This is a genomic window from Streptomyces sp. NPDC002144 (assembly GCF_053593695.1).
Genome location: NZ_JBSFDB010000003.1, coordinates 38,603 through 56,812, shown reverse-complemented (window position 1 = coordinate 56,812; position 18,210 = coordinate 38,603). Strand labels below are relative to the sequence as shown.

General features: G+C 71.9%; 21 protein-coding genes. 15 read left to right on the top strand and 6 right to left on the bottom strand.

What is annotated here, in order from left to right:
* The first annotated feature begins 47 nt into the window (after nt 1-47).
* The 3 genes from abc-f (at nt 48) to ACWCQ1_RS05200 (ending at nt 3,145) form a co-directional block, all read left to right on the top strand.
* Nucleotides 48-1,646 (top strand): ribosomal protection-like ABC-F family protein, encoded by a 1,599-nt coding sequence (gene abc-f, locus ACWCQ1_RS05210; RefSeq protein ID WP_358595310.1) that lies wholly within the window; start codon nt 48-50, stop codon nt 1,644-1,646.
* A gap of 346 nt (nt 1,647-1,992) precedes the next feature.
* Entirely contained in the window at nt 1,993-2,214 is a 222-nt protein-coding gene (locus ACWCQ1_RS05205) for a helix-turn-helix domain-containing protein (protein ID WP_004002281.1), read from the top strand.
* A gap of 127 nt (nt 2,215-2,341) precedes the next feature.
* The gene (locus ACWCQ1_RS05200) at nt 2,342-3,145 is read left to right on the top strand and encodes an enoyl-CoA hydratase/isomerase family protein (RefSeq protein WP_133048223.1); all 804 of its coding nucleotides are present in this window, start codon (nt 2,342-2,344) and stop codon (nt 3,143-3,145) included.
* Between the two features lie 181 nt (nt 3,146-3,326).
* Here the strand turns inward: ACWCQ1_RS05200 and ACWCQ1_RS05195 are convergent, their stop codons facing one another.
* Entirely contained in the window at nt 3,327-4,079 is a 753-nt protein-coding gene (locus ACWCQ1_RS05195) for a nucleopolyhedrovirus P10 family protein (RefSeq protein WP_358594598.1), read from the bottom strand.
* 88 nt (nt 4,080-4,167) lie between these two features.
* On the opposite strand from ACWCQ1_RS05195, the gene ACWCQ1_RS05190 reads away from it, so the two are divergent.
* Genes ACWCQ1_RS05190 through amaP form a run of 5 tightly spaced genes read left to right on the top strand, consistent with a single transcriptional unit; the run spans nt 4,168 to nt 6,489 of the window.
* Nucleotides 4,168-4,665 (top strand): Asp23/Gls24 family envelope stress response protein, encoded by a 498-nt coding sequence (locus tag ACWCQ1_RS05190; protein ID WP_358594595.1) that lies wholly within the window; start codon nt 4,168-4,170, stop codon nt 4,663-4,665.
* Nucleotides 4,666-4,701: 36 nt separating this feature from the next.
* Nucleotides 4,702-4,887 carry a hypothetical protein gene (locus tag ACWCQ1_RS05185; RefSeq protein ID WP_133048226.1) on the top strand — a complete coding sequence of 62 codons (186 nt, stop codon included), beginning with the start codon at nt 4,702-4,704 and terminating at the stop codon, nt 4,885-4,887.
* Complete coding sequence (locus ACWCQ1_RS05180; RefSeq protein ID WP_451025892.1) at nt 4,884-5,267, top strand: hypothetical protein; 384 nt, start codon at nt 4,884-4,886, stop codon at nt 5,265-5,267. The genes ACWCQ1_RS05185 and ACWCQ1_RS05180 overlap by 4 nt, the downstream gene beginning before the upstream one ends.
* Nucleotides 5,264-5,905, top strand: coding sequence for a DUF6286 domain-containing protein (locus ACWCQ1_RS05175; RefSeq protein WP_133048228.1), 642 nt, complete (start codon nt 5,264-5,266; stop codon nt 5,903-5,905). The genes ACWCQ1_RS05180 and ACWCQ1_RS05175 overlap by 4 nt, the downstream gene beginning before the upstream one ends.
* The gene (gene amaP / locus ACWCQ1_RS05170; RefSeq protein WP_451025891.1) at nt 5,902-6,489 is read left to right on the top strand and encodes an alkaline shock response membrane anchor protein AmaP; all 588 of its coding nucleotides are present in this window, start codon (nt 5,902-5,904) and stop codon (nt 6,487-6,489) included. The genes ACWCQ1_RS05175 and amaP overlap by 4 nt, the downstream gene beginning before the upstream one ends.
* A gap of 13 nt (nt 6,490-6,502) precedes the next feature.
* Here the strand turns inward: amaP and ACWCQ1_RS05165 are convergent, their stop codons facing one another.
* From ACWCQ1_RS05165 to ACWCQ1_RS05145, 5 genes are all read right to left on the bottom strand, one after another.
* On the bottom strand, nt 6,503-7,258 hold the full coding sequence (locus tag ACWCQ1_RS05165; protein WP_358611036.1) for an SDR family oxidoreductase: 756 nt from the start codon (nt 7,256-7,258) through the stop codon (nt 6,503-6,505).
* Nucleotides 7,259-7,263: 5 nt separating this feature from the next.
* Nucleotides 7,264-9,051: a glycoside hydrolase family 15 protein gene (locus tag ACWCQ1_RS05160; RefSeq protein ID WP_451025890.1), complete on the bottom strand. Its 1,788-nt coding sequence runs from the start codon at nt 9,049-9,051 to the stop codon at nt 7,264-7,266.
* A 71-nt stretch (nt 9,052-9,122) separates the two neighbouring features.
* The gene (locus ACWCQ1_RS05155) at nt 9,123-9,917 is read right to left on the bottom strand and encodes an SURF1 family cytochrome oxidase biogenesis protein (RefSeq protein WP_207929973.1); all 795 of its coding nucleotides are present in this window, start codon (nt 9,915-9,917) and stop codon (nt 9,123-9,125) included.
* Nucleotides 9,918-9,966: 49 nt separating this feature from the next.
* Nucleotides 9,967-10,200, bottom strand: coding sequence for a hypothetical protein (locus ACWCQ1_RS05150; RefSeq protein WP_451025889.1), 234 nt, complete (start codon nt 10,198-10,200; stop codon nt 9,967-9,969).
* An 80-nt stretch (nt 10,201-10,280) separates the two neighbouring features.
* Nucleotides 10,281-11,264 carry a DEDDh family exonuclease gene (locus ACWCQ1_RS05145; RefSeq protein WP_133048234.1) on the bottom strand — a complete coding sequence of 328 codons (984 nt, stop codon included), beginning with the start codon at nt 11,262-11,264 and terminating at the stop codon, nt 10,281-10,283.
* 173 nt (nt 11,265-11,437) lie between these two features.
* Here ACWCQ1_RS05145 and ACWCQ1_RS05140 point away from each other — a divergent pair, with 173 nt between their 5' ends.
* The 7 genes from ACWCQ1_RS05140 (at nt 11,438) to ACWCQ1_RS05110 (ending at nt 18,177) form a co-directional block, all read left to right on the top strand.
* Nucleotides 11,438-12,244, top strand: coding sequence for an acetoacetate decarboxylase family protein (locus tag ACWCQ1_RS05140; protein WP_133048235.1), 807 nt, complete (start codon nt 11,438-11,440; stop codon nt 12,242-12,244).
* Nucleotides 12,244-13,128, top strand: a complete 885-nt coding sequence (locus ACWCQ1_RS05135; protein WP_133048236.1) for an SDR family NAD(P)-dependent oxidoreductase — start codon at nt 12,244-12,246, stop codon at nt 13,126-13,128. Before ACWCQ1_RS05140 ends, ACWCQ1_RS05135 begins: the two co-directional genes overlap by 1 nt.
* Before the next feature lie 10 nt (nt 13,129-13,138).
* On the top strand, nt 13,139-14,422 hold the full coding sequence (locus tag ACWCQ1_RS05130) for an amidohydrolase family protein (RefSeq protein WP_358611045.1): 1,284 nt from the start codon (nt 13,139-13,141) through the stop codon (nt 14,420-14,422).
* Nucleotides 14,419-15,645, top strand: a complete 1,227-nt coding sequence (locus ACWCQ1_RS05125) for an amidohydrolase family protein (protein ID WP_358611048.1) — start codon at nt 14,419-14,421, stop codon at nt 15,643-15,645. Before ACWCQ1_RS05130 ends, ACWCQ1_RS05125 begins: the two co-directional genes overlap by 4 nt.
* 79 nt (nt 15,646-15,724) lie before the next feature.
* A complete protein-coding gene (locus tag ACWCQ1_RS05120) occupies nt 15,725-16,438 on the top strand; it encodes a VIT1/CCC1 transporter family protein (protein WP_133048239.1) in 714 nt (237 codons plus the stop codon).
* A 144-nt stretch (nt 16,439-16,582) separates the two neighbouring features.
* Complete coding sequence (locus ACWCQ1_RS05115) at nt 16,583-17,473, top strand: sterol desaturase family protein (RefSeq protein WP_451025888.1); 891 nt, start codon at nt 16,583-16,585, stop codon at nt 17,471-17,473.
* Nucleotides 17,470-18,177 (top strand): lysoplasmalogenase, encoded by a 708-nt coding sequence (locus tag ACWCQ1_RS05110; RefSeq protein WP_451025887.1) that lies wholly within the window; start codon nt 17,470-17,472, stop codon nt 18,175-18,177. Before ACWCQ1_RS05115 ends, ACWCQ1_RS05110 begins: the two co-directional genes overlap by 4 nt.
* Nucleotides 18,178-18,210 lie beyond the last annotated feature (33 nt).

The window sequence follows — 18,210 nt, the reverse complement described above, 5'->3', positions numbered from 1 at the left end:
CCTCAGCCGCCCATCCGTCAACCCCCTGTCCGCCCTGGAGCATGTCCGTGATCTCCGCCACCGGTATCGAGCTGCGCGCCGGCGCCCGAGTCCTCATCGAGTCCGCCACCTTCCGCGTCGCCAAGGGCGACCGCATCGGCCTGGTCGGACGCAACGGCGCCGGCAAGACCACCCTCACCAAGTGCCTCGCCGGCGAGGGCATCCCCGCCGCCGGCCAGATCACCCGCTCCGGAGAGGTCGGCTACCTCCCGCAGGACCCCCGCACCGGCGACCTCGACGTCCTCGCCCGCGACCGCATCCTCTCCGCGCGCGGCCTGGACGTCCTGCTGCGCAAGATGCGCGAGAACGAGCAGCGCATCGCCAACGGCCAGGGCGCCACGCGGGAGAAGGCCCTCAGGCAGTACGAGCGCCAGGAGACGGAGTTCCTGACGAAGGGCGGGTACTCCGCCGAGGCCGAGGCCGCCACCATCGCCGCCGCGCTCAACCTGCCCGACCGGGTCCTCGGCCAGCCGCTGCACACGCTCTCCGGCGGTCAGCGCCGCCGTATCGAGCTGGCGCGCATCCTGTTCTCCGACGCGGACACCCTGCTGCTCGACGAGCCGACCAACCACCTCGACGCCGACTCGATCATCTGGCTGCGGGACTACCTCAAGACCTACCGCGGCGGCTTCATCGTCATCTCCCACGACGTCGACCTGGTCGAGACGGTCGTCAACAAGGTGTTCTACCTGGACGCCAACCGCGCCCAGATCGACGTCTACAACATGGGCTGGAAGCTCTACCAGCAGCAGCGCGAGGCCGACGAGAAGCGGCGCAAGCGCGAGCGCGCCAACGCCGAGAAGAAGGCCGCCGCGCTGCACACGCAGGCCGACAAGATGCGGGCCAAGGCGACCAAGACCGTCGCCGCGCAGAACATGGCCCGCCGCGCCGACAAGCTGCTCGCCGGCCTGGAGGCGGTCCGTCAGTCGGACAAGGTCGCCAAGCTGCGCTTCCCCGAGCCCGCGCCGTGCGGCAAGACCCCGCTGATGGCCGAGGGCCTGTCGAAGTCCTACGGCTCGCTGGAGATCTTCACCGACGTCGACCTGGCCATCGACAAGGGCTCCAGGGTCGTCATCCTCGGCCTCAACGGCGCCGGCAAGACCACCCTGCTCCGACTCCTCGCGGGCGTCGAGCAGCCCGACACGGGCGGTGTCGTCCCCGGGCACGGACTCAAGCTCGGCTACTACGCCCAGGAGCACGAGACCCTGGACGCCGACCGCACGGTCCTGGAGAACATGCGCTCGGCCGCCCCCGACATGGACCTCGTCGAGGTCCGCAAGGTGCTCGGCTCGTTCCTGTTCTCCGGCGACGACGTCGACAAGCCGGCCGGTGTCCTCTCCGGTGGCGAGAAGACCCGCCTGGCCCTCGCGACCCTGGTGGTCTCCTCCGCCAACGTGCTGCTCCTGGACGAGCCCACCAACAACCTCGACCCCGCCAGCCGCGAGGAGATCCTGGGCGCCCTGCGCACCTACAAGGGCGCGGTCGTCCTGGTCACCCACGACGAGGGCGCCGTGGAAGCACTCCAGCCGGAGCGCATCATCCTGCTGCCCGACGGCGTCGAGGATCTGTGGGGATCCGACTATGCGGACCTCGTCGCGCTCGCTTGATCGAATACGTGATCACCGTGTGATCAACGCCGTATGGATCATTCGGCCCATCGGTGATCCACCATCTGTGTGAGATCTCCTCGTACCGAGGTGTGTCCTACATCAATATTCCCGGCCGAGCCCTCTGTCCTGAAGGGCTCGGCCGCGTCACGTCCTGACCTGGCACTTCGTGGATCAACCCGTTCGGCCGAACGAACACGACAACGCGGAACCCGGTATTCCGCATGTGGGGACGCGCTCCTGTCGTCAAAAGCCTGTCTCACGGACCTTGCCGAATGGGTGGCCATGACGGCCCGGAGGGGTGATCATGAGGAGACCAGAGCGCACTTCCCATGAGGAGGCACGGGTGGCCGAGACTCTGAAGAAGGGCAGCCGGGTGACCGGCGCCGCGCGCGACAAGCTCGCGGCAGACCTGAAGAAGAAGTACGACTCCGGTGCGAGCATTCGGGCACTGGCCGAGGAAACCGGCCGCTCGTATGGCTTCGTGCACCGGATGCTCAGCGAGTCGGGCGTCACGCTCCGTGGGCGTGGCGGTGCGACACGGGGCAAGAAGGCCGCCTCGTCCTGACCCGGGCGGCCCATCGGCTTCGATGGTGGCCACCCGGTCGGTCGGATGACTGGCCGGGTGGTTACTGTGCAGTCACTTAGCTTGTAGTTCCTACTGCTCTGCTGACCGCACTCATCGGAGGCGCCCCATGGCCACGTCCGCCCAGGACCTCGGTCCCGTACTCGACAAGGACGGCGTACGGCTCACCGTCGACGACGCGATCGCCACGGTGACGCTCACCAATCCGGCCAAGCGCAATGCGCAGAGCCCCGCCCTGTGGCGGGCGCTCGCCGAGGCCGGGCGGGTGCTGCCGGGGTCGGTCCGCGTCGTGGTTCTGCGTGCCGAGGGGCAGTCCTTCTCCGCCGGCCTCGACCGGCAGATGTTCACGCCCGAGGGCATCGAGGGCGAGCCGACGTTCATCGACCTCGCGCGCAGCAGCGACGGTGAACTCGACGCGAGCATCGCCGGGTTCCAGGACGGCTTCACCTGGTGGCGGCGCGGTGACCTCGTGTCCATCGCCGCCGTACAGGGGCATGCCATCGGAGCGGGTTTCCAGCTCGCCCTCGCCTGTGACCTGCGCGTCGTCGCGGACGACGTGCAGTTCGCCATGCGCGAGACCAGCCTGGGCCTGGTTCCGGACCTGACCGGCACGCACCCGCTCGTCGCCCTCGTCGGCTACGGCCGCGCGCTGGAGATCTGCCTCACCGGCCGCTTCGTCCAGGCCGAGGAGGCGGTCAGCACCGGCCTCGCCAACCTCGCCGTCCCCGCCGACCAGCTCGACGCGGCCGTCTCCGACCTGGCGTCGGCGATCCTGGCCGCCCCCCGGGACGCGGTGATCGAGACCAAGACCCTGCTCCGCGGCGCCCACGACCGCACCTACGACGACCAGCGCGCAGCGGAACGAGCCGCCCAGGCCCGCCGCCTGCGAGACCTGGCGGGCCTCGGCGAGTGACCCACGGGTGGGCGGCACATCCTGCGCCGGCTCACCACGACCGCCCGTGCCGGCTCGCCGCGACCGCCTGTGCCGGTCCGGTGCGACGGCCGGTGCCGGTTCGGCGTGACGGCCGGTGCCGGTTCGGTGGGATCGACCGGGCGGGTTCGCGCGGCGGCCGTTCTTCGGGTGAGGGCCTCGGTCAGTGGCCTACCGCCGTGACCAGGGTCGCCACCGTCGGGTGGTCCGGTAGGGCTGTGGAGACGGCGGTGCGGACCTCTCGGGCCACGTCCAGTGGGCGGTGGTCCGCGCGGACCGCAAACTCCACGCGCACATGGCGGCGCGGCAGCGCGCCCTCCGACTCCCGCTCCTCCAGACGCACGGCCCGATGCCCGAAGCCTCCCAGCAGCCGGTCCACGCCCGGAACGGCCAGGGCGGCGACGGCCACGCGCTGCTCGTCGGCCGTCTCCGGCTCCGCCGGTCCTGGCTGTGCGGGCGGCGGGTGGTAAGCCCCCGCCCCCGACTCAGCCCCCGCGCCGTCCTCCTCCAACCCCTCCTCCGCGTCCAGCAGTTCCGTCACCCGTAGGTCCACCTCCGTCACCGTCAGCCCCAGCAGGTGCGTCGCCGCCGTCGCGAGCGTCGTGCGGAGGAGGGTCGCCGTGGCCGGCAGCGGCTCGGCCGTCGTCGCCGCGAAGTCCGCTGTGATCCGCAGCGGTCCCGGGGGCAGGGCGCTCGGTGGGGGCGGCACGACGGGGGCGTGCGCGTCCTCCGGGTCCGTCAGGGCGATGCGGAGGACGTCCAGCCGTACCCCGGGCAGACCGGCGGCCGCATGCCGCAGTACCGCCGCGGCCGCCTCCTCCGCGATCCACGCGCCGTCCCCCGGCTCCCCGAGCGGCAGGAGCCTGCCCACCCCCAGCCGGTGCCGTACCGTCCGAGCCCATCCGTCCGCGGTCATTCCTCCAGCCTGCCGCAACTCCGGCGCGCCTCGCGGCAACCCCACTTACCGTGGTCACAGGACGACGAACCGGAAGGGACGTACGGCGATGACCGACATGACGGAGCAGAACCGGACGAGGACCCCCACGGGCGAGAAGGACCTACCCGAGACCCCGGGGACACGCAGGGCGCAGGCGATACGGCGCGGCGGAGGAGACCCCGGCACCCGCGGCCGTACGACGATCGCCGACGGGGTCGTGGAGAAGATCGCCGGGCTGGCCGCCCGGGACGTGGTCGGCGTCCACGCCCTCGGCAGTGGGCTCAGCCGCACCTTCGGCGCCGTGCGCGACCGCGTGCCCGGCGGTTCGAAGTCGGTGACCCGCGGCGTGAAGGCCGAGGTCGGCGAGGTGCAGACGGCGCTCGACCTGGAGATCGTCGTGGACTACGGCGTCTCGATCGCCGACGTCGCCCGCGCCGTCCGCGAGAACGTCATCGCGGCCGTGGAGCGGATGACCGGCCTCGAGGTGGTCGAGGTCAACATCGCGGTGAGCGACGTGAAGCTGCCGGAGGAGGAGGACGAGGAACCGGAGCCCCGGATCCAGTGACCGACCGGCCTGTGGACGACGTGAGGGGAGCACACGATGAGCATGGCCGTGGTCGGCATGATCGCCGGGATGGCGCTGGGCTTCGCCGGCTACTTCGGCGGCTTCGGGGCCTTTCTGCTGGTGGCGGCCCTGGGCGCCATCGGCTTCGTCGCGGGCCGGTTCCTGGAGGGGGACCTGGAACTCGGCGACTTCTTCCGCACCCGTGACGACCGCCGGCGGTGACGGGGGTGAGCGAGGGCGTCGGTGAACTGGGCAGACGCCCGACCGCCGTCGCGCCGGGGGAGCGCGGCGCGACCAGGATCGCCGACCGGGTCGTCTCGAAGATCGCCGCCGAGGCGGCCCGCGAGGCGCTCGCCGACCAGTCGGACGAGGCGTCACACCCCTACGCGACGGTCGTCGTCCACCACCGCACCGCCCACATCCGTCTCCATCTCGAACTCGACTACCCCTGTGACATCGGCGCCCGGTGCGCGGATGTGCGTCGACATGTCGCTTCCCGGGTACGCGCTTTGGTGGGTATGGAGGTGCCGGAGGTCGCCGTCCACGTGGAGCGGCTGCATCTGACCCCGGCGCACGGCGCGGCACAGGGGAGGACGCGATGAGCGAGCCCCAGGGCTCGGAGGGCACCACACAACGACTGCCGGTCATCGAACGGGCACCGGAGGCACCACCGCCCCCGGTCGTCGGCGACCACGGCCCCGAGGGCCGCTTCTGGTCCGCGCGCCGCGTCCCCGCGGCCGTCGTGGCGCTGCTGGTCCTCGCCGTCGCGGGCCTGTTCCTGTACGACGTCGCCGCCGTACGGGCGCACCGGCCCGCGATGGCCTGGCGCCGCGAACTGGCCCACCAGCTCGCGCACCGCCCCCTCGACGACACCTGGGTCCTGCTCGGCGCCGGAGTCGCCGCCGCTGCCGGCGTCTGGCTGATCCTGCTGGCGGCCACGCCCGGACTGCGCGGCGTCCTGCCGATGCGGCGCGTCCACCCCGACGTCCACGCCGGACTGCACCGGGAGGCCGCGGCCCTGGTGCTGCGCGACCGTGCCATGGAGATCGCCGGCGTCCAGTCGGCGCGGGTCAGGGTGGGCCGCTCGCGCGCCGACGTCCGCGCCGTCTCCCACTTCCGCGAACTGGACGACGTACAGGAGGACTTGGAGGCCGCGCTGGGTGCCGCGATCAACGGTCTGGGGCTCTCGCGTCCGCCCGCGCTGCATGTCCATGTACGAAGCCTCGGGCGGAAGGGGTGAGGGCGGTGCTGAGGATCGTCAACCGTGTACTGATCGGCGTCGTGGGCCTCGCCCTGCTGGCCCTGGGCGGTTCCGTCCTGGCCGTCGGGCTGGGCGCGAACCCGCCGTCCTGGTGGATCCACGGCGGCCGCCACGACGTGCTGCTGAGCGACGCCGAGCGCACCCGCTGGGAGGGGCACGGCTGGTGGTGGCCGACGGTGCTCGGCGCCCTCGCCGTCCTCGTCCTGCTCGCCCTGTGGTGGCTGGCCGCGGTGCTGCGCCGGCGCAGGCTGGGGGAGGTCCTGGTGGACACCGGCGACAGCGAGGGGGCCCTGCTGCGGGGCCGGGCCCTGGAGGGCGTCCTGGCGAGCGAGGCCGCGGAGGCGGAGGGCGTCGCCCACGCCCACGCCCACCTCACCGGCCGCCGCACGGCCCCGCAGGCCCGCGTCCAGCTCCTCCTGGAGCCGCACGTGGACCCCTCCAGGGCCCTGCACCACCTGACGACCCGGGCCCTGACCCACGCCCGGGACTCGGCGGCCCTGGCCGCCCTCCCGGCGGAGGTCCGGCTCAAAGCCGTCAAGCACCGGGCGGAAAGGGTCAGTTGAGTGGCGCGATCCCTCAGAAGCCGTGCCGCATTCCGCCGTCCACGGGAAGCATGATGCCCGTCAGATAGGACGCGGCGGGCGACAGCAGGAACGCCGCCGCCCGCCCGAACTCCTCCGGCGTGCCGTAACGCCGCAGCGGGATACGGGACTCGTGCGCGGCTCGCGTGGCCTCCGGGTCCGCGGACATCCCGTCCAGCTCGCGCACCCGGTCCGTGTCGATGCGGGAGGGGAGCAGGCCCACCACCCGGATGCCCCGCGGCCCGAGCTCGTCCGCCAGGGACTTGGCGAAACCGGCGAGACCGGGCCGCAGCCCGTTGGAGATCGTCAGCCCCGGAATCGGCTCGTACACCGACGCCGACAGCACGAACCCGATGACACCCCCGGCCTCCAGCTCCGCGGCCGCCGCCCGGGCCAGCCGCACCGCCCCGAGGAAGACCGACTCGAACGCCGCCTGCCACTGCTCGTCGGTGTTGTCGGCGACGAACCCCGGAGCGGGCCCGCCCACGCTCACCAGAACGCCGTCGAACCGCCCGAACCGCTCCCGCGCCGCCGCTATCAGCCGCGCCGCCGCCTGCGGATCGGCGTTGTCGACGGCCACTCCCACGGCGTCCGGCCCCAGTTCGGCCGCCGCGTCGGCGGCCCGCTTCTCGTCCCTGCCGGTCAGCACCACCTTCGCCCCGTCGGCGACAAGCTCCCGCGCCGCCGCGTTGCCGAGGCCCCGCGTGGCTCCCGTGACGACGTACACCCGGTCCTTCAGTCCAAGATCCATGGCCCCTATCCTGCCTCGCCCGTGCCGAACAGGGCGAGGGCGGTGTTCACCAGACCGACGTGACTGAAGGCCTGCGGGAAGTTGCCGAGCTGGCGGCGGGCCACGGGGTCGTACTCCTCGGACAGCAGCCCCACGTCGTTGCAGAGCCCCACCAGCCGTTCGAACAGCTCGCGCGCCTCCTCGGTGCGGCCCGTCATCTGCAGCGCGTCCGCCAGCCAGAACGAGCAGACCAGGAACGCACCCTCGTCCCCGGGCAGCCCGTCGACCGTCGTCTCGTCCAGGCTGTAGCGGCGCAGGAAGCCGCGGTGCGTCAGGTCCTCGCGGATCGCGTCGATCGTGCCGCGCACCCGCGGATCCTCCGGCGGTAGAAAACCCACGCGCGGGATGAGCAGCAGCGCCGCGTCGAGTTCGCGCGAGCCGTAGGACTGCGTGAAGGTGTTCCGCTCCCTGTCGAAGCCCTTCTCGCAGACCTCCCGGTGCACCTCGTCGCGCAGCGCGCACCAGCCGTCGAGGTCGCCGTCCAGCCCCGGGTTCTCCTCCAGGGTGCGCACGGCCCGGTCGGCGGCCACCCACACCATGACCTTCGAGTGCACGAAGTGCCGCCGGCCGCCGCGCACCTCCCACAGCCCCTCGTCCGGCTGCCGCCACTCGTCGCGCAGCCAGTCCATCAGCGCCACCTGGATCGCCCACATGTGCGGCCTGGTCGACAGCCCCGAGCTCCGGGCCAGGTACAGCGAGTCCATGACCTCGCCGTACACGTCCAGCTGGAGCTGGGTGTAGGCGTCGTTGCCGATCCGTACGGGCGTGGAGCCGGCGAAGCCGGACAGCCACGGCAGCTCGACCTCCGGCAGCCGCCGCTCGCCCGCGAGCCCGTACATGATCTGCAGGTCGGCCGGGTCGCCCGCGACCGCGCGCAGCAGCCAGTCGCGCCAGGCCTCGGCCTCTTCGCGGTAGCCCGCGGACAGCCCCACGTTCAGGGTGAGGGTCGAGTCGCGCAGCCAGCAGTAGCGGTAGTCCCAGTTGCGGACGCCGCCGACCTCCTCCGGGAGCGAGGTGGTGGCGGCGGCCACGATGCCGCCGGTGGGACGGTAGGTGAGGGCCTTGAGGGTGATCAGGGAGCGGACGACGGTGTCGCGGTACGGGCCGTCGTAACGGCAGCGTCCCGACCACTCCCGCCAGTCGCGGACGCTGGTGCGCAGGGCCTTGTGCGGGTTGATGCGCGGCGGGGGCGACTCGTACGAGGGGTGCCAGCCGAGTACGAACGCGACCTGCTCGCCCTCCTCGACGGTGAACTCGGTGTGGGTGCCGAAGTCCTCGCCCCAGGTGTGCACGTCCGGTTCGCTGCGCAGCCACACCGCGTCCGGGCCGGCGACGGCCACCCGCTCCTCGCCGGACCGGTGCACCCAGGGCACGATCGAGCCGTAGTCGAAGCGCAGGCGCAGGGTGCTGCGGACGGTCACCCGGCCGCCGAGGCCCTCCACGATGCGGACGAGGTGGGGGGTGCGGTCCCGCTCGGGCATGAAGTCGGTGACGCGCACCGCGCCCTCGCCGGTCTCCCACTCCGTGTCCAGGACGAGCGTGTCGTGCCGGTAGGCGCGCCGGGTGCAGGGGCCCTCGGCGTCCTTGGGGGCGATGCGCCAGTGACCGTTGTCCTCGTCGCCGAGCAGCCTGGCGAAGCAGGCCGCGGAGTCGAAGCGCGGCAGGCACAGCCAGTCGACGGAGCCGTCGAGGCCGATCAGCGCGGCCGTCTGTTCGTCGCCGATCAGGGCGTAGTCCTCGATACGCGGGTGCACGCTGTGCGGGTTCCCGGCGGCGGCGGCCGACAATCAGGGGCTGACCCGGGCGGGTGAGGCGGGCCGGTGCCTCACACGGACGCCGGTTCGGCCTCCGTCTCGGACTCCTTCGCCGCCGCCTCGGCCCGGTCCCGGCGCTCACGCTTGACCAGCACCCACCAGCCGTAGGGGACACCGGCCGCGAACAGCCACCACTGGATCATGTACGCGTAGTTCAGCGGGGCGTCTTCCTTGCCCGGGTCGGAGATCTGCTCCGGGGTGTCGCCCTTCGGATCGGGCGCCGTCTGCTGGATGTAGCCGCCGAGTACCTCGGCGCCGAGACGGCGGGCCTGCTCCTCGCTGTTGATCAGCATGATCTGCCGGGGCGGCAGCCCCTTGAGGTCCTTGATGCCGCTGGCCGCGGTCGTCTCGTCGGGCATCAGCCGCCCGGAGATCGTCACCGTGCCGGCGGGCGGCGCGGGCACCTTGGGGAACGTGGTCTGACTCGGGCCGTCGGAGGGGATCCAGCCCCGGTTGACCAGCAGCACCTTGCCGTCGGCGAGCACGAACGGGGTCAGGACGTGGTAGCCGACCTCGTCGTCGGAGTTGGTGCGGCGGCGGACGACGACCTCGTCCTTGGTGTCGAAGTGACCTTTCGCCGTGACCGTGCGGTAGCGGTCGTGCCTGGTCACGGTATGTCCCGGCGAGGTCAGCCGCTCGGCGGGCACCGGCCTCGCGTGCAGCGCGTCGGAGACCAGCTGGTTGCGGGCGCTGCGCTCCTCGTAGCGGTGCATCTGCCAGATGCCCAGCCTGATCATCGTGGGGATGAGCAGCAGGGCGACCAGCGTGAGGATCACCCACTGCCGGGTCAACAGGAAGCGGTACACCCCACGACCGTACAACTCGGTCGTGGGGCGCACGCACGCGGGTGGCGGGTCACACCTTGTCGACGATCCCCGTCTTCCCGGCCTCGCGGACGCAGTGGGCACCGCAGAACCACTGGTTCCCGACCTCGACGCCCTGCCCGATGATCTGCACCCGGCAGTGCTCGCAGACGGGGGCCATGCGATGGATCGCACAGGAGAAGCAGTCGAACACATGGACGGCGCCCTGTGCGTGCACCTCGAAGGACATTCCGTAGTCGTTGCCGCAAACTTCACATTTCGCCATGCGCCACAGGGTGAGCCGCCACCGCCGTGGGGGCGAGTCGGCGGTGGGCGAGTCGCCGCGCAATCACCCGTCCGTACGGGTCACCCGTCGGCCGGCGCCACATCGCGCAGCAGCTGCCCGAAGGCCGCCTCATCCACCACCGGGGTGCCGTACTGCCGCGCCTTGACGACCTTCGAGGTGCCCGAGTCCGGGTCGTTCGTGACGAGCAGACTGGTCAGCCGGGAGATGCTGGTCGCGACATGCAGCCCCGCCTCGACCGCGCGGTCCTCCAGGAGGTCCCGCTCGACCGAGGTGTCCCCGGAGAACGCCACCCGCATGCCCTGTTTGAGCGGTTTGCCGTCCTCGTAGCGGCCCGGGTTGGGGTAGGGGCAGGCAGGGCGTTTGCGCGAGGGGCGCCAACTCGTCTGCCGGTAACCGCCGTAGCCGCCCGGCTGGCGCGGCACCGGGCTGTCGCTCCACTCCGTCAGCGGGCGGCACTCCAGCAACGGCAGCCGTACGCCGCCCGCCGCCGCTGCCGCCAGGCTCGGCCGGAACACCTCCGCCAGCACCCGCGCGTCGTCCAGCGCGTGGTGCGCCCGGCGCTGCACCACGCCGAAATGGGCGGCCAGTGTCTCCAGCTTGTGGTTGGGCAGCGGCAGGCCCAGCTCCTTGGACAGGGCGATGGTGCACAGCCGCTGACGGACCGGTGCCTCACGCCGCGCGCGTGCGTACTCCCGCGCGATCATCTGCCAGTCGAAGACCGCGTTGTGCGCGACGAGCACCCGGCCCTCCAGCCGGTCCGCGAACTCCCCGGCGATGTCCGTGAACAGGGGAGCCCCTTCGAGCGCCTCGCTCGTCAGCCCGTGGATCCACACCGGGCCCGGGTCCCGCTCCGGGTTGACCGTCGTGTACCAGTGGTCCTCGACCTCGCCGCGTGCGTCCAGCCGGTAGACGGCCGCGGAGATGATCCGGTCGTCCCGGGCCAGGCCGGTGGTCTCCACGTCAACGACCGCGTATCCCTGCGGATACGCGGCCGGCCACGCCGTGGGGGAGGGCGCTGCGGTCGTCGTAGGGTCTTCGAGCATGGTCACTGAGGATACGGGCCGCCACTGACACTCCCCTCCGTCAGGTGCCCTGCCCCACAAGCCCGTTCGAATGTCCGGAATGCCCCGCGCGCGGCTATGGACCTTTTCACCGCCCGGTGCAAGCGTGCCTCCCGCCCGGCGTGTGACCCCTCGACGGAAGGGCGGTACGGCGTATGGCACGCGTACGGTACGGCGCACGGACCGAGGCGGAGATCGCCGCGGCGCGGACGGCGAGCGCGAGACTTCCCGACATCTGGTCCACCGGTGTGGTGGCCCTGTGGGAGACCGACCCGGACGCCCTGGCCGCGGTGCTGCCACCGCCGCTGAAACCCACCGGCCGGCCGCTGGTCCGGGTGAACATCAGCAAGGTCGATCTGCCCGGATACCCGCTCGGCGCGGGCTCGTTCGCGGTCGCCGCGAGCCACGGCGGCGTCGACGGCTGGTACCCGCTCGTGATGCCGATGACCCATGAGCGGGCCCTGACCGGCGGCCGTGAGGTCTTCGGGGAGCCGAAGAAACTGGGCGAGGTGAGGGTCGAGCGGGACGGGTCCGCGGTACGGGCGTGGATGGCCCGGCACGACATCGCCTTCGTGGAGGTGCGCGGCCGGGTCGGCGAGACGCTGCCCCTGCCGGAGCCGAGCCGCAAGACCGACTTCTACTTCAAGTTCCTTCCCGCCGTGGACGGTTCGGGTTTCGACGCCGACCCGGTGCTCGTGCACTGCGTACGCCACGAGAAGGTGCGCCGGCTGGAACGCGTCACGGGGGACGTCGTCCTGCGAGAGTCGATGTACGACCCGGTGGCCGACCTCCCGGTCCTCGGGCTCCTCGACATCACCATCGGCGAGAAGACCAGCGACCAGCGCGGCAAGGTCGTCGAACGGGTCGGCGGCGAGGCGCTGCTGCCGTACGTCCACCAGCGCTACGACGATCCGCGGCAGGTCCACGACGCGCCGCCGGAAAACCCGGAAGGGGCCGCCTAATGGAGCTCCAGGCAGGCCAGGTCGCCGTCGTCACCGGCGCGGCGAGCGGGATCGGGCTCGCGATGGCCCGGCGGTTCGCGGCGGAGGGACTGAAGGTGGTCCTCGCGGACGTCGAGGAGAGCGCGCTGGAGAAGGCCGCCGCGGATCTGCGGGCCGCCGGCGCGGAGGTGCACGCGCGCGTGGTGGACGTCGGCGAGCGCCAACAGGTGCTCGACCTCGCCGAGTCGGCGTACGACACGTACGGCGCGGTCCATCTGCTGTGCAACAACGCCGGGGTCGGCTCGGGCGCCGAGGGCCGGATGTGGGAGCACGAACCGAACGACTGGAAGTGGGCGTTCTCCGTCAACGTGTGGGGCGTCTTCCACGGGATCCAGGCCTTCGTTCCACGGATGATCGACTCGGGTCAACCCGGTCATGTCGTCAACACGTCCTCCGGTGACGGCGGCATCGCCCCACTGCCCACCGCCTCGGTGTACGCCGTCACCAAGGCGGCCGTCGTCACCATGACCGAGTCCCTGTACGCCCACCTGAGGGCGGAGCACGCGCGCGTGGGCGCCTCGGTGCTCTTCCCCGGACCGCACATGCTGCGCACCGGCCTGTGGGAGTCGCACCGCAACCGTCCCGAGCGGTACGCGAAGGAGCGGCCGCGGAAAACCCCGTACCGCAGCCTCGACCAGTGGGAGACCGCGATGCGCTCGGCGGGCAAGGAGGTCCGCTTCACGCCCGTGGAGGAGGTCGCGGAGTTCGTCGTCGAGGGCGTCCGCGCCGACCGCTTCTGGCTGCTGCCGCCGAGCGAGCACAGCGACGCCCAGATCCGCGCGCGGGCCGGGTCGATGCTGGACCGCACGAACCCGTCGTACCTGGAGAGCTTCATCCTGGACTGAGGAGGCCGATGTGACCGACCAGGAGCCGTATCTGATCATCTCCTCCGACTGCCATGCCGGGCTGCCGACCGAGGAGTACCGGCCCTATCTGGACAGCCGGTTCCACCGGGACTTCGACGAGTTCCTCGCCGGGCGCGAACGCCGTCGCGAGGAGATGACCCGGCTCGGCATCCGCAACGACGCGTTCGCGGCCAAGTGGTTCCAGGACAACGAGGAGGGCCTGCGCGGCGGTTGGGACACCGCCCAGCGGCTCAAGGAGCTCGACGGCGACGGGGTGGCCGCCGAGGTGGTCTTCCCCGACGCGGACGCTGTCGACAGCCAGACCGCCGCCCCCTTCGGAGTGGGCCTCGGCCTGTCCGGCGACCACGATCCGGAGCTCGGCATGGCGGGCGCGCAGGCGCACAACCGCTGGCTCGCCGACTTCGTGTCGGAGAACCCCGAACGGCACTGCGGAGTCGCCCTGTTGCCCGTCACGGCCGAGGTGACGAAGGTGGTCGCCGAGATCCACCGGGCCAGGGAGTCGGGGCTCGGCGCCCTGATGATCCCCGCGCTGTGGGGCGACAACGAGCCCTACCACGACCGCCGTTACGACCCGGTGTGGGCGGCCGCGGCCGAGTGCGGCATGCCGGTGCTGACCCACTCCGGATCGGCACCGCGCCACGAGTACGGCGACCACCTCGGCATCTTCGTCAGCGAGGTGACCTGGTGGCCGGCCCGCCCCCTGTGGTTCCTGCTCTGGTCCGGGGTCTTCGAACGCCATCCCGGCCTCAGGTTCGGGGTCGCGGAGTCGGGCTGCTGGTGGCTGCCGAACCTGCTGTGGTTCATGGACCGCCTCTACCTGGGCGCGCACGGCGGCAAGAAGCTCTCCCCCTTCGAGGAGCTGAAGCGGCCGCCGAGCGAGTACCTCGACCGCCAGGTCTTCATCTGCGCGACCAACACCAAGCGCCGCGAACTCGCCCAGCGCTACGAGATCGGCGTCGACAACATCCTCTGGGGCAGCGACTTCCCGCACCCCGAGGGCACCTGGCCCGACACACACGCGTGGCTGCGCCGGACCTTCCACGACATCCCGGTCGCCGAAACGCGCCGCATGCTGGGCCTCGCGGCCGCCGAGGTGTTCGGCTTCGACGTGGCGAGGCTGACCCCGCTGGCCCGGCGCATCGGGCCCACCCCGGCCGACCTCGGCCAGCCGGACGACCAGGAGGCCGTGGAGGCCTCCTGGGCGCGCTCGCGCGAGGTGGGCCGGCACTGGCTGACCGACCATGACTTCCCGACCCTGGGGGTGACGCGGTGAACGACCGGTACACGGTCATCTCGGCCGACTGCCACGCGGGAGCCGACCTCCTCGACTACAAGCCCTACCTGGAGAAGCGCTACCACGACGAGTTCGACGTGTGGGCGGCGACCTACGTCAACCCCTACGAGGACCTCCTCGCCGACGCCGCCGACCAGAACTGGAACTCCGAGCGGCGCCTCGCGGAACTGGAGCAGGACGGAATCGTCGCCGAGGTGATCTTCCCCAACACCATCCCGCCGTTCTTCCCGTCCGGCTCCCTGATGGCGCCCGCCCCGACCGCCGAGGAGTTCGAGCGGCGCTGGGCCGGACTGCGCGCCCACAACCGCTGGCTCGCGGACTTCTGCGCGGCGGCGCCAGGCCGGCGCGCGGGCGTCTTCCAGATCCTCCTGGGTGACGTCGAAGCTGCCGTCAAGGAGATCAGGCGGGCCGCCGAGGCGGGCCTCAAGGGCGGCCTGATGCTCCCCGGCACCCCACCGGGCTCCGGGCTGCCGGAGCTCTACTCGCAGGCGTACGACCCCATCTGGGCCGTCTGCGAGGAACTGGGCGTGCCCGTCAACCACCACGCGGGCTCGGCGTCCCCGCCGCTCGGCGACGAACCGGCCGCCCGCGCGGTCTTCATGGTCGAGACGACCTGGTTCTCCCACCGCGCCCTGTGGCACCTCGTCTTCGGCGGCGCCTTCCGTCGTCATCCGGACCTGAAACTCGTCCTCACCGAGCAGGGCTCGGGCTGGATCCCGGGCGTGCTCGACATGCTGGACTACTACCACGGCCGTCTCATCGCCGCCGCGACCAAGGCGTCCACGGCGGAGTCCAAGTTCGGCGCCGGCCTCGCCGCCCGCATGGGCAAACCGCCCTCCGAGGTCTGGCACGACAACTGCTACGTCGGCGCCAGCTTCATGCGGCCCCACGAGGTGCCGCTGCGGGACCGCATCGGCGTCGACAAGATCATGTGGGGCAGCGACTACCCGCACGACGAGGGCACCTACCCGTACACGCGCGAGGGCCTGCGCTTCGCCTTCCCGGGCGTCCCCCGCGAGGACCTGACCGCGATGCTGGGCGGCAACGCGGCCCGCGTCTACGGCTTCGACCTGGACCTGCTGGACCCCATCGCGGCGAAGGTGGGCCCGACGGTGGAGGAGATCGCGGAGCCCCTGCCGGAACCCCCGGAGGACGCGACCAGCCCGCTGTTCGCGACGGGGGCCTCGGTACGGGTGTGGTGAGGGGCGGGCGCACGGGAGGGGCGCAGGTCCGTGAGCGTCGGTGCGCGTGGGGGTGTCGGCGGGGTGGCATCCTCCCGGTGTGAGCGAAGCGACGCACGGCGGTGAGGCCCACGGGGGCGCACTGGGGCAGCGGCTGAACTGGCTGCGGGCGGCGGTGCTCGGCGCCAACGACGGCATCGTCTCCACCGCCGGACTGGTCGTCGGTGTGGCCGGCGCGACCGACAACCGTTCCGCGCTCCTCACCGCCGGGCTCGCGGGGCTGCTCGCCGGGTCGATGTCGATGGCCGCGGGCGAGTACGTCTCCGTGTCCACCCAGCGCGACTCCGAGATGGCCGCCCTCGCGATGGAGAAGCGGGAGCTGAAGGAGCAGCCCGAGGCCGAGCTGGAGGAACTGACGCAACTGCTCGAGGAGCGCGGCCTGTCCCGCGAGGTCGCCCGGGAGGCCGCCGAGCAGCTGACGGAACGGGACGCGCTCAGGGCGCACGCGCGCGTGGAGCTCGGCATCGACCCCGACGAGCTGACGAACCCCTGGAACGCGGCCTGGGCGAGCTTCCTCGCGTTCACGGTGGGCGCGTTGCTGCCCCTGCTCGCGATCGTGCTGCCGCCCGCGGGCTGGCGGGTGTGGATCACCGTGGTCTCGGTCCTGGCCGCCCTCGTCATCACCGGCTGGAGCAGCGCCCGCCTGGGCGCCGCGGAACCGGGCCGCGCCGTCCTGCGGAACGTGGCGGGCGGCGCGCTGGCGATGGGCGTCACGTACGCGGCGGGGGCACTGCTGGGCGCCGCCGGGGTCTAGGGCAGGTCCAGGGCCTGTCGCGCACAAGGCCGCCGCGTGGCACACCCATTGGCGGAGATCACCAAGAAGCAAGCGCGTACCCCGGGAAATACTTGTGGGTAACAACGTCTAGCCGCGGCCGACCAGCGGTTCTACGGTGCCCCCATGCCGAACCTGCCCGATGTCGTGCTGTGGTCGATACCCGCCTTCGTGCTGCTCACCGTGGTCGAGATGATCAGCGTGCGCATCCATCCCGACGAGGAGGCGGCCGGATACGAGACCAAGGACGCCGCGACCAGCGTCGGCATGGGACTCGGCAGCCTCGTCTTCGACTTCTTCTGGAAGATCCCGATCGTCGCGATCTACTCGGCGGTCTACGAACTCACGCCGTTGCGCGTGCCCGTGCTGTGGTGGACCGTCCCCCTGATGCTCCTCGCGCAGGACTTCTTCTACTACTGGTCCCACCGCGGCCACCACGTCATCCGCATCCTGTGGGCCTGCCACGTCGTCCACCACTCCAGCCGGAAGTTCAACCTCACCACCGCGCTGCGCCAGCCCTGGACGACCTGGACGGTCTGGCCGTTCTACGTCCCCCTGATCGCCGTCGGCGTGCACCCGGCGGCCCTCGCCTTCTGCTCCTCGGCCAACCTCGTCTACCAGTTCTGGATCCACACCGAACGCATCGACAAGATGCCCCGCTGGTTCGAGTTCGTCTTCAACACCCCCTCCCACCACCGCGTCCACCACGCCTCCCAGGGCGGTTACCTGGACCGCAACTTCGGCGGCATCCTCATCGTCTGGGACCGGCTCTTCGGCTCCTTCGTGCCCGAGACCGAACGCCCCGTCTACGGGTTGACCAAGAACATCAACACGTTCAACCCGATCAAGGTCGCCACCCATGAGTACGCCGCGATCCTCAAGGACGTCCGGGCGGCGAGGAGTTGGGGCGAGCGGGCCGGGCGGGTCTTCCGCGGCCCGGGCTGGGCGCCGACGCCCCCGGTGGAGGCCGCCCCGGTCGCCGAGCCGGCCCCGGCCGAGGGGACCGCGGCGGCGTGACGCCGGGCCCTGAGGGCAGGGCACGCACCCGTGCCCTGGCGCCTGTCCTCCTCGGCGCCTTCGTCACCGCCACCGTCGTCGATCTCGCCTCCCTGACCGCCGGCTTCCACCCCGGCCATGTCGTCGCCAAGCCCCTGCTGATGCCGCTTCTCGCCGCCCACGCGGGCGTGCGCGGCGCGCCCCGGCTGCTGATCGCCGCGCTCCTGTGCGGCTGGGGCGGTGACGTCCTGCTGCTGTCCGACGCGGACCCGGCGTTCCTCGCGGGGATGGCGTCCTTCGCCGCGGGGCACGTCTGCTACCTCGTCCACTTCCGCCGCCGGCGACCGCCACACGGCACGTCCCGCGCGCGTGGCCGTCTGCTCGCCCCCGTCTACACCGCCGCCCTGGTCACCACGGTCGCCCTGCTGTGGCCGGACCTGCCCGCGGACCTGCGCGTCCCCGTCGCCGGCTACAGCACCCTGCTCACGGCCATGGCGTACACCGCCGCCCGGCTCGACCCGGTCGCCGGGCTCGGCGGTGCGCTGTTCATGCTCTCCGACACCCTCATCGCGACCGGCGTCGCCGACTGGCCGCAGCCGCCGAGACCCGACCTGTGGATCATGCTGACGTACGCCGCCGCTCAGTTCCTGCTGGTCCGGGGCACCCTCGAAGAGCGGCCCGCGCCCGCGACGGCGTACCGTGAAGTGCGCTCGACCACCCCCTGAGCGCACCCACGACACCGCACGAGAGGGACCCTC

What these genes read in the sequence shown, in the direction of transcription:
- ACWCQ1_RS05200 (WP_133048223.1), top strand. Translation starts at nt 2,342, where the DNA reads ATGGCCACGTCCGCCCAGGACCTCGGTCCCGTACTCGACAAGGACGGC.
- ACWCQ1_RS05195 (WP_358594598.1), bottom strand. Translation starts at nt 4,079, where the DNA reads ATGACCGCGGACGGATGGGCTCGGACGGTACGGCACCGGCTGGGGGTG.
- ACWCQ1_RS05190 (WP_358594595.1), top strand. Translation starts at nt 4,168, where the DNA reads ATGACCGACATGACGGAGCAGAACCGGACGAGGACCCCCACGGGCGAG.
- ACWCQ1_RS05185 (WP_133048226.1), top strand. Translation starts at nt 4,702, where the DNA reads ATGAGCATGGCCGTGGTCGGCATGATCGCCGGGATGGCGCTGGGCTTC.
- ACWCQ1_RS05175 (WP_133048228.1), top strand. Translation starts at nt 5,264, where the DNA reads ATGAGCGAGCCCCAGGGCTCGGAGGGCACCACACAACGACTGCCGGTC.
- ACWCQ1_RS05165 (WP_358611036.1), bottom strand. Translation starts at nt 7,258, where the DNA reads ATGGATCTTGGACTGAAGGACCGGGTGTACGTCGTCACGGGAGCCACG.
- ACWCQ1_RS05150 (WP_451025889.1), bottom strand. Translation starts at nt 10,200, where the DNA reads ATGGCGAAATGTGAAGTTTGCGGCAACGACTACGGAATGTCCTTCGAG.
- ACWCQ1_RS05145 (WP_133048234.1), bottom strand. Translation starts at nt 11,264, where the DNA reads ATGCTCGAAGACCCTACGACGACCGCAGCGCCCTCCCCCACGGCGTGG.
- ACWCQ1_RS05140 (WP_133048235.1), top strand. Translation starts at nt 11,438, where the DNA reads ATGGCACGCGTACGGTACGGCGCACGGACCGAGGCGGAGATCGCCGCG.
- ACWCQ1_RS05135 (WP_133048236.1), top strand. Translation starts at nt 12,244, where the DNA reads ATGGAGCTCCAGGCAGGCCAGGTCGCCGTCGTCACCGGCGCGGCGAGC.
- ACWCQ1_RS05115 (WP_451025888.1), top strand. Translation starts at nt 16,583, where the DNA reads ATGCCGAACCTGCCCGATGTCGTGCTGTGGTCGATACCCGCCTTCGTG.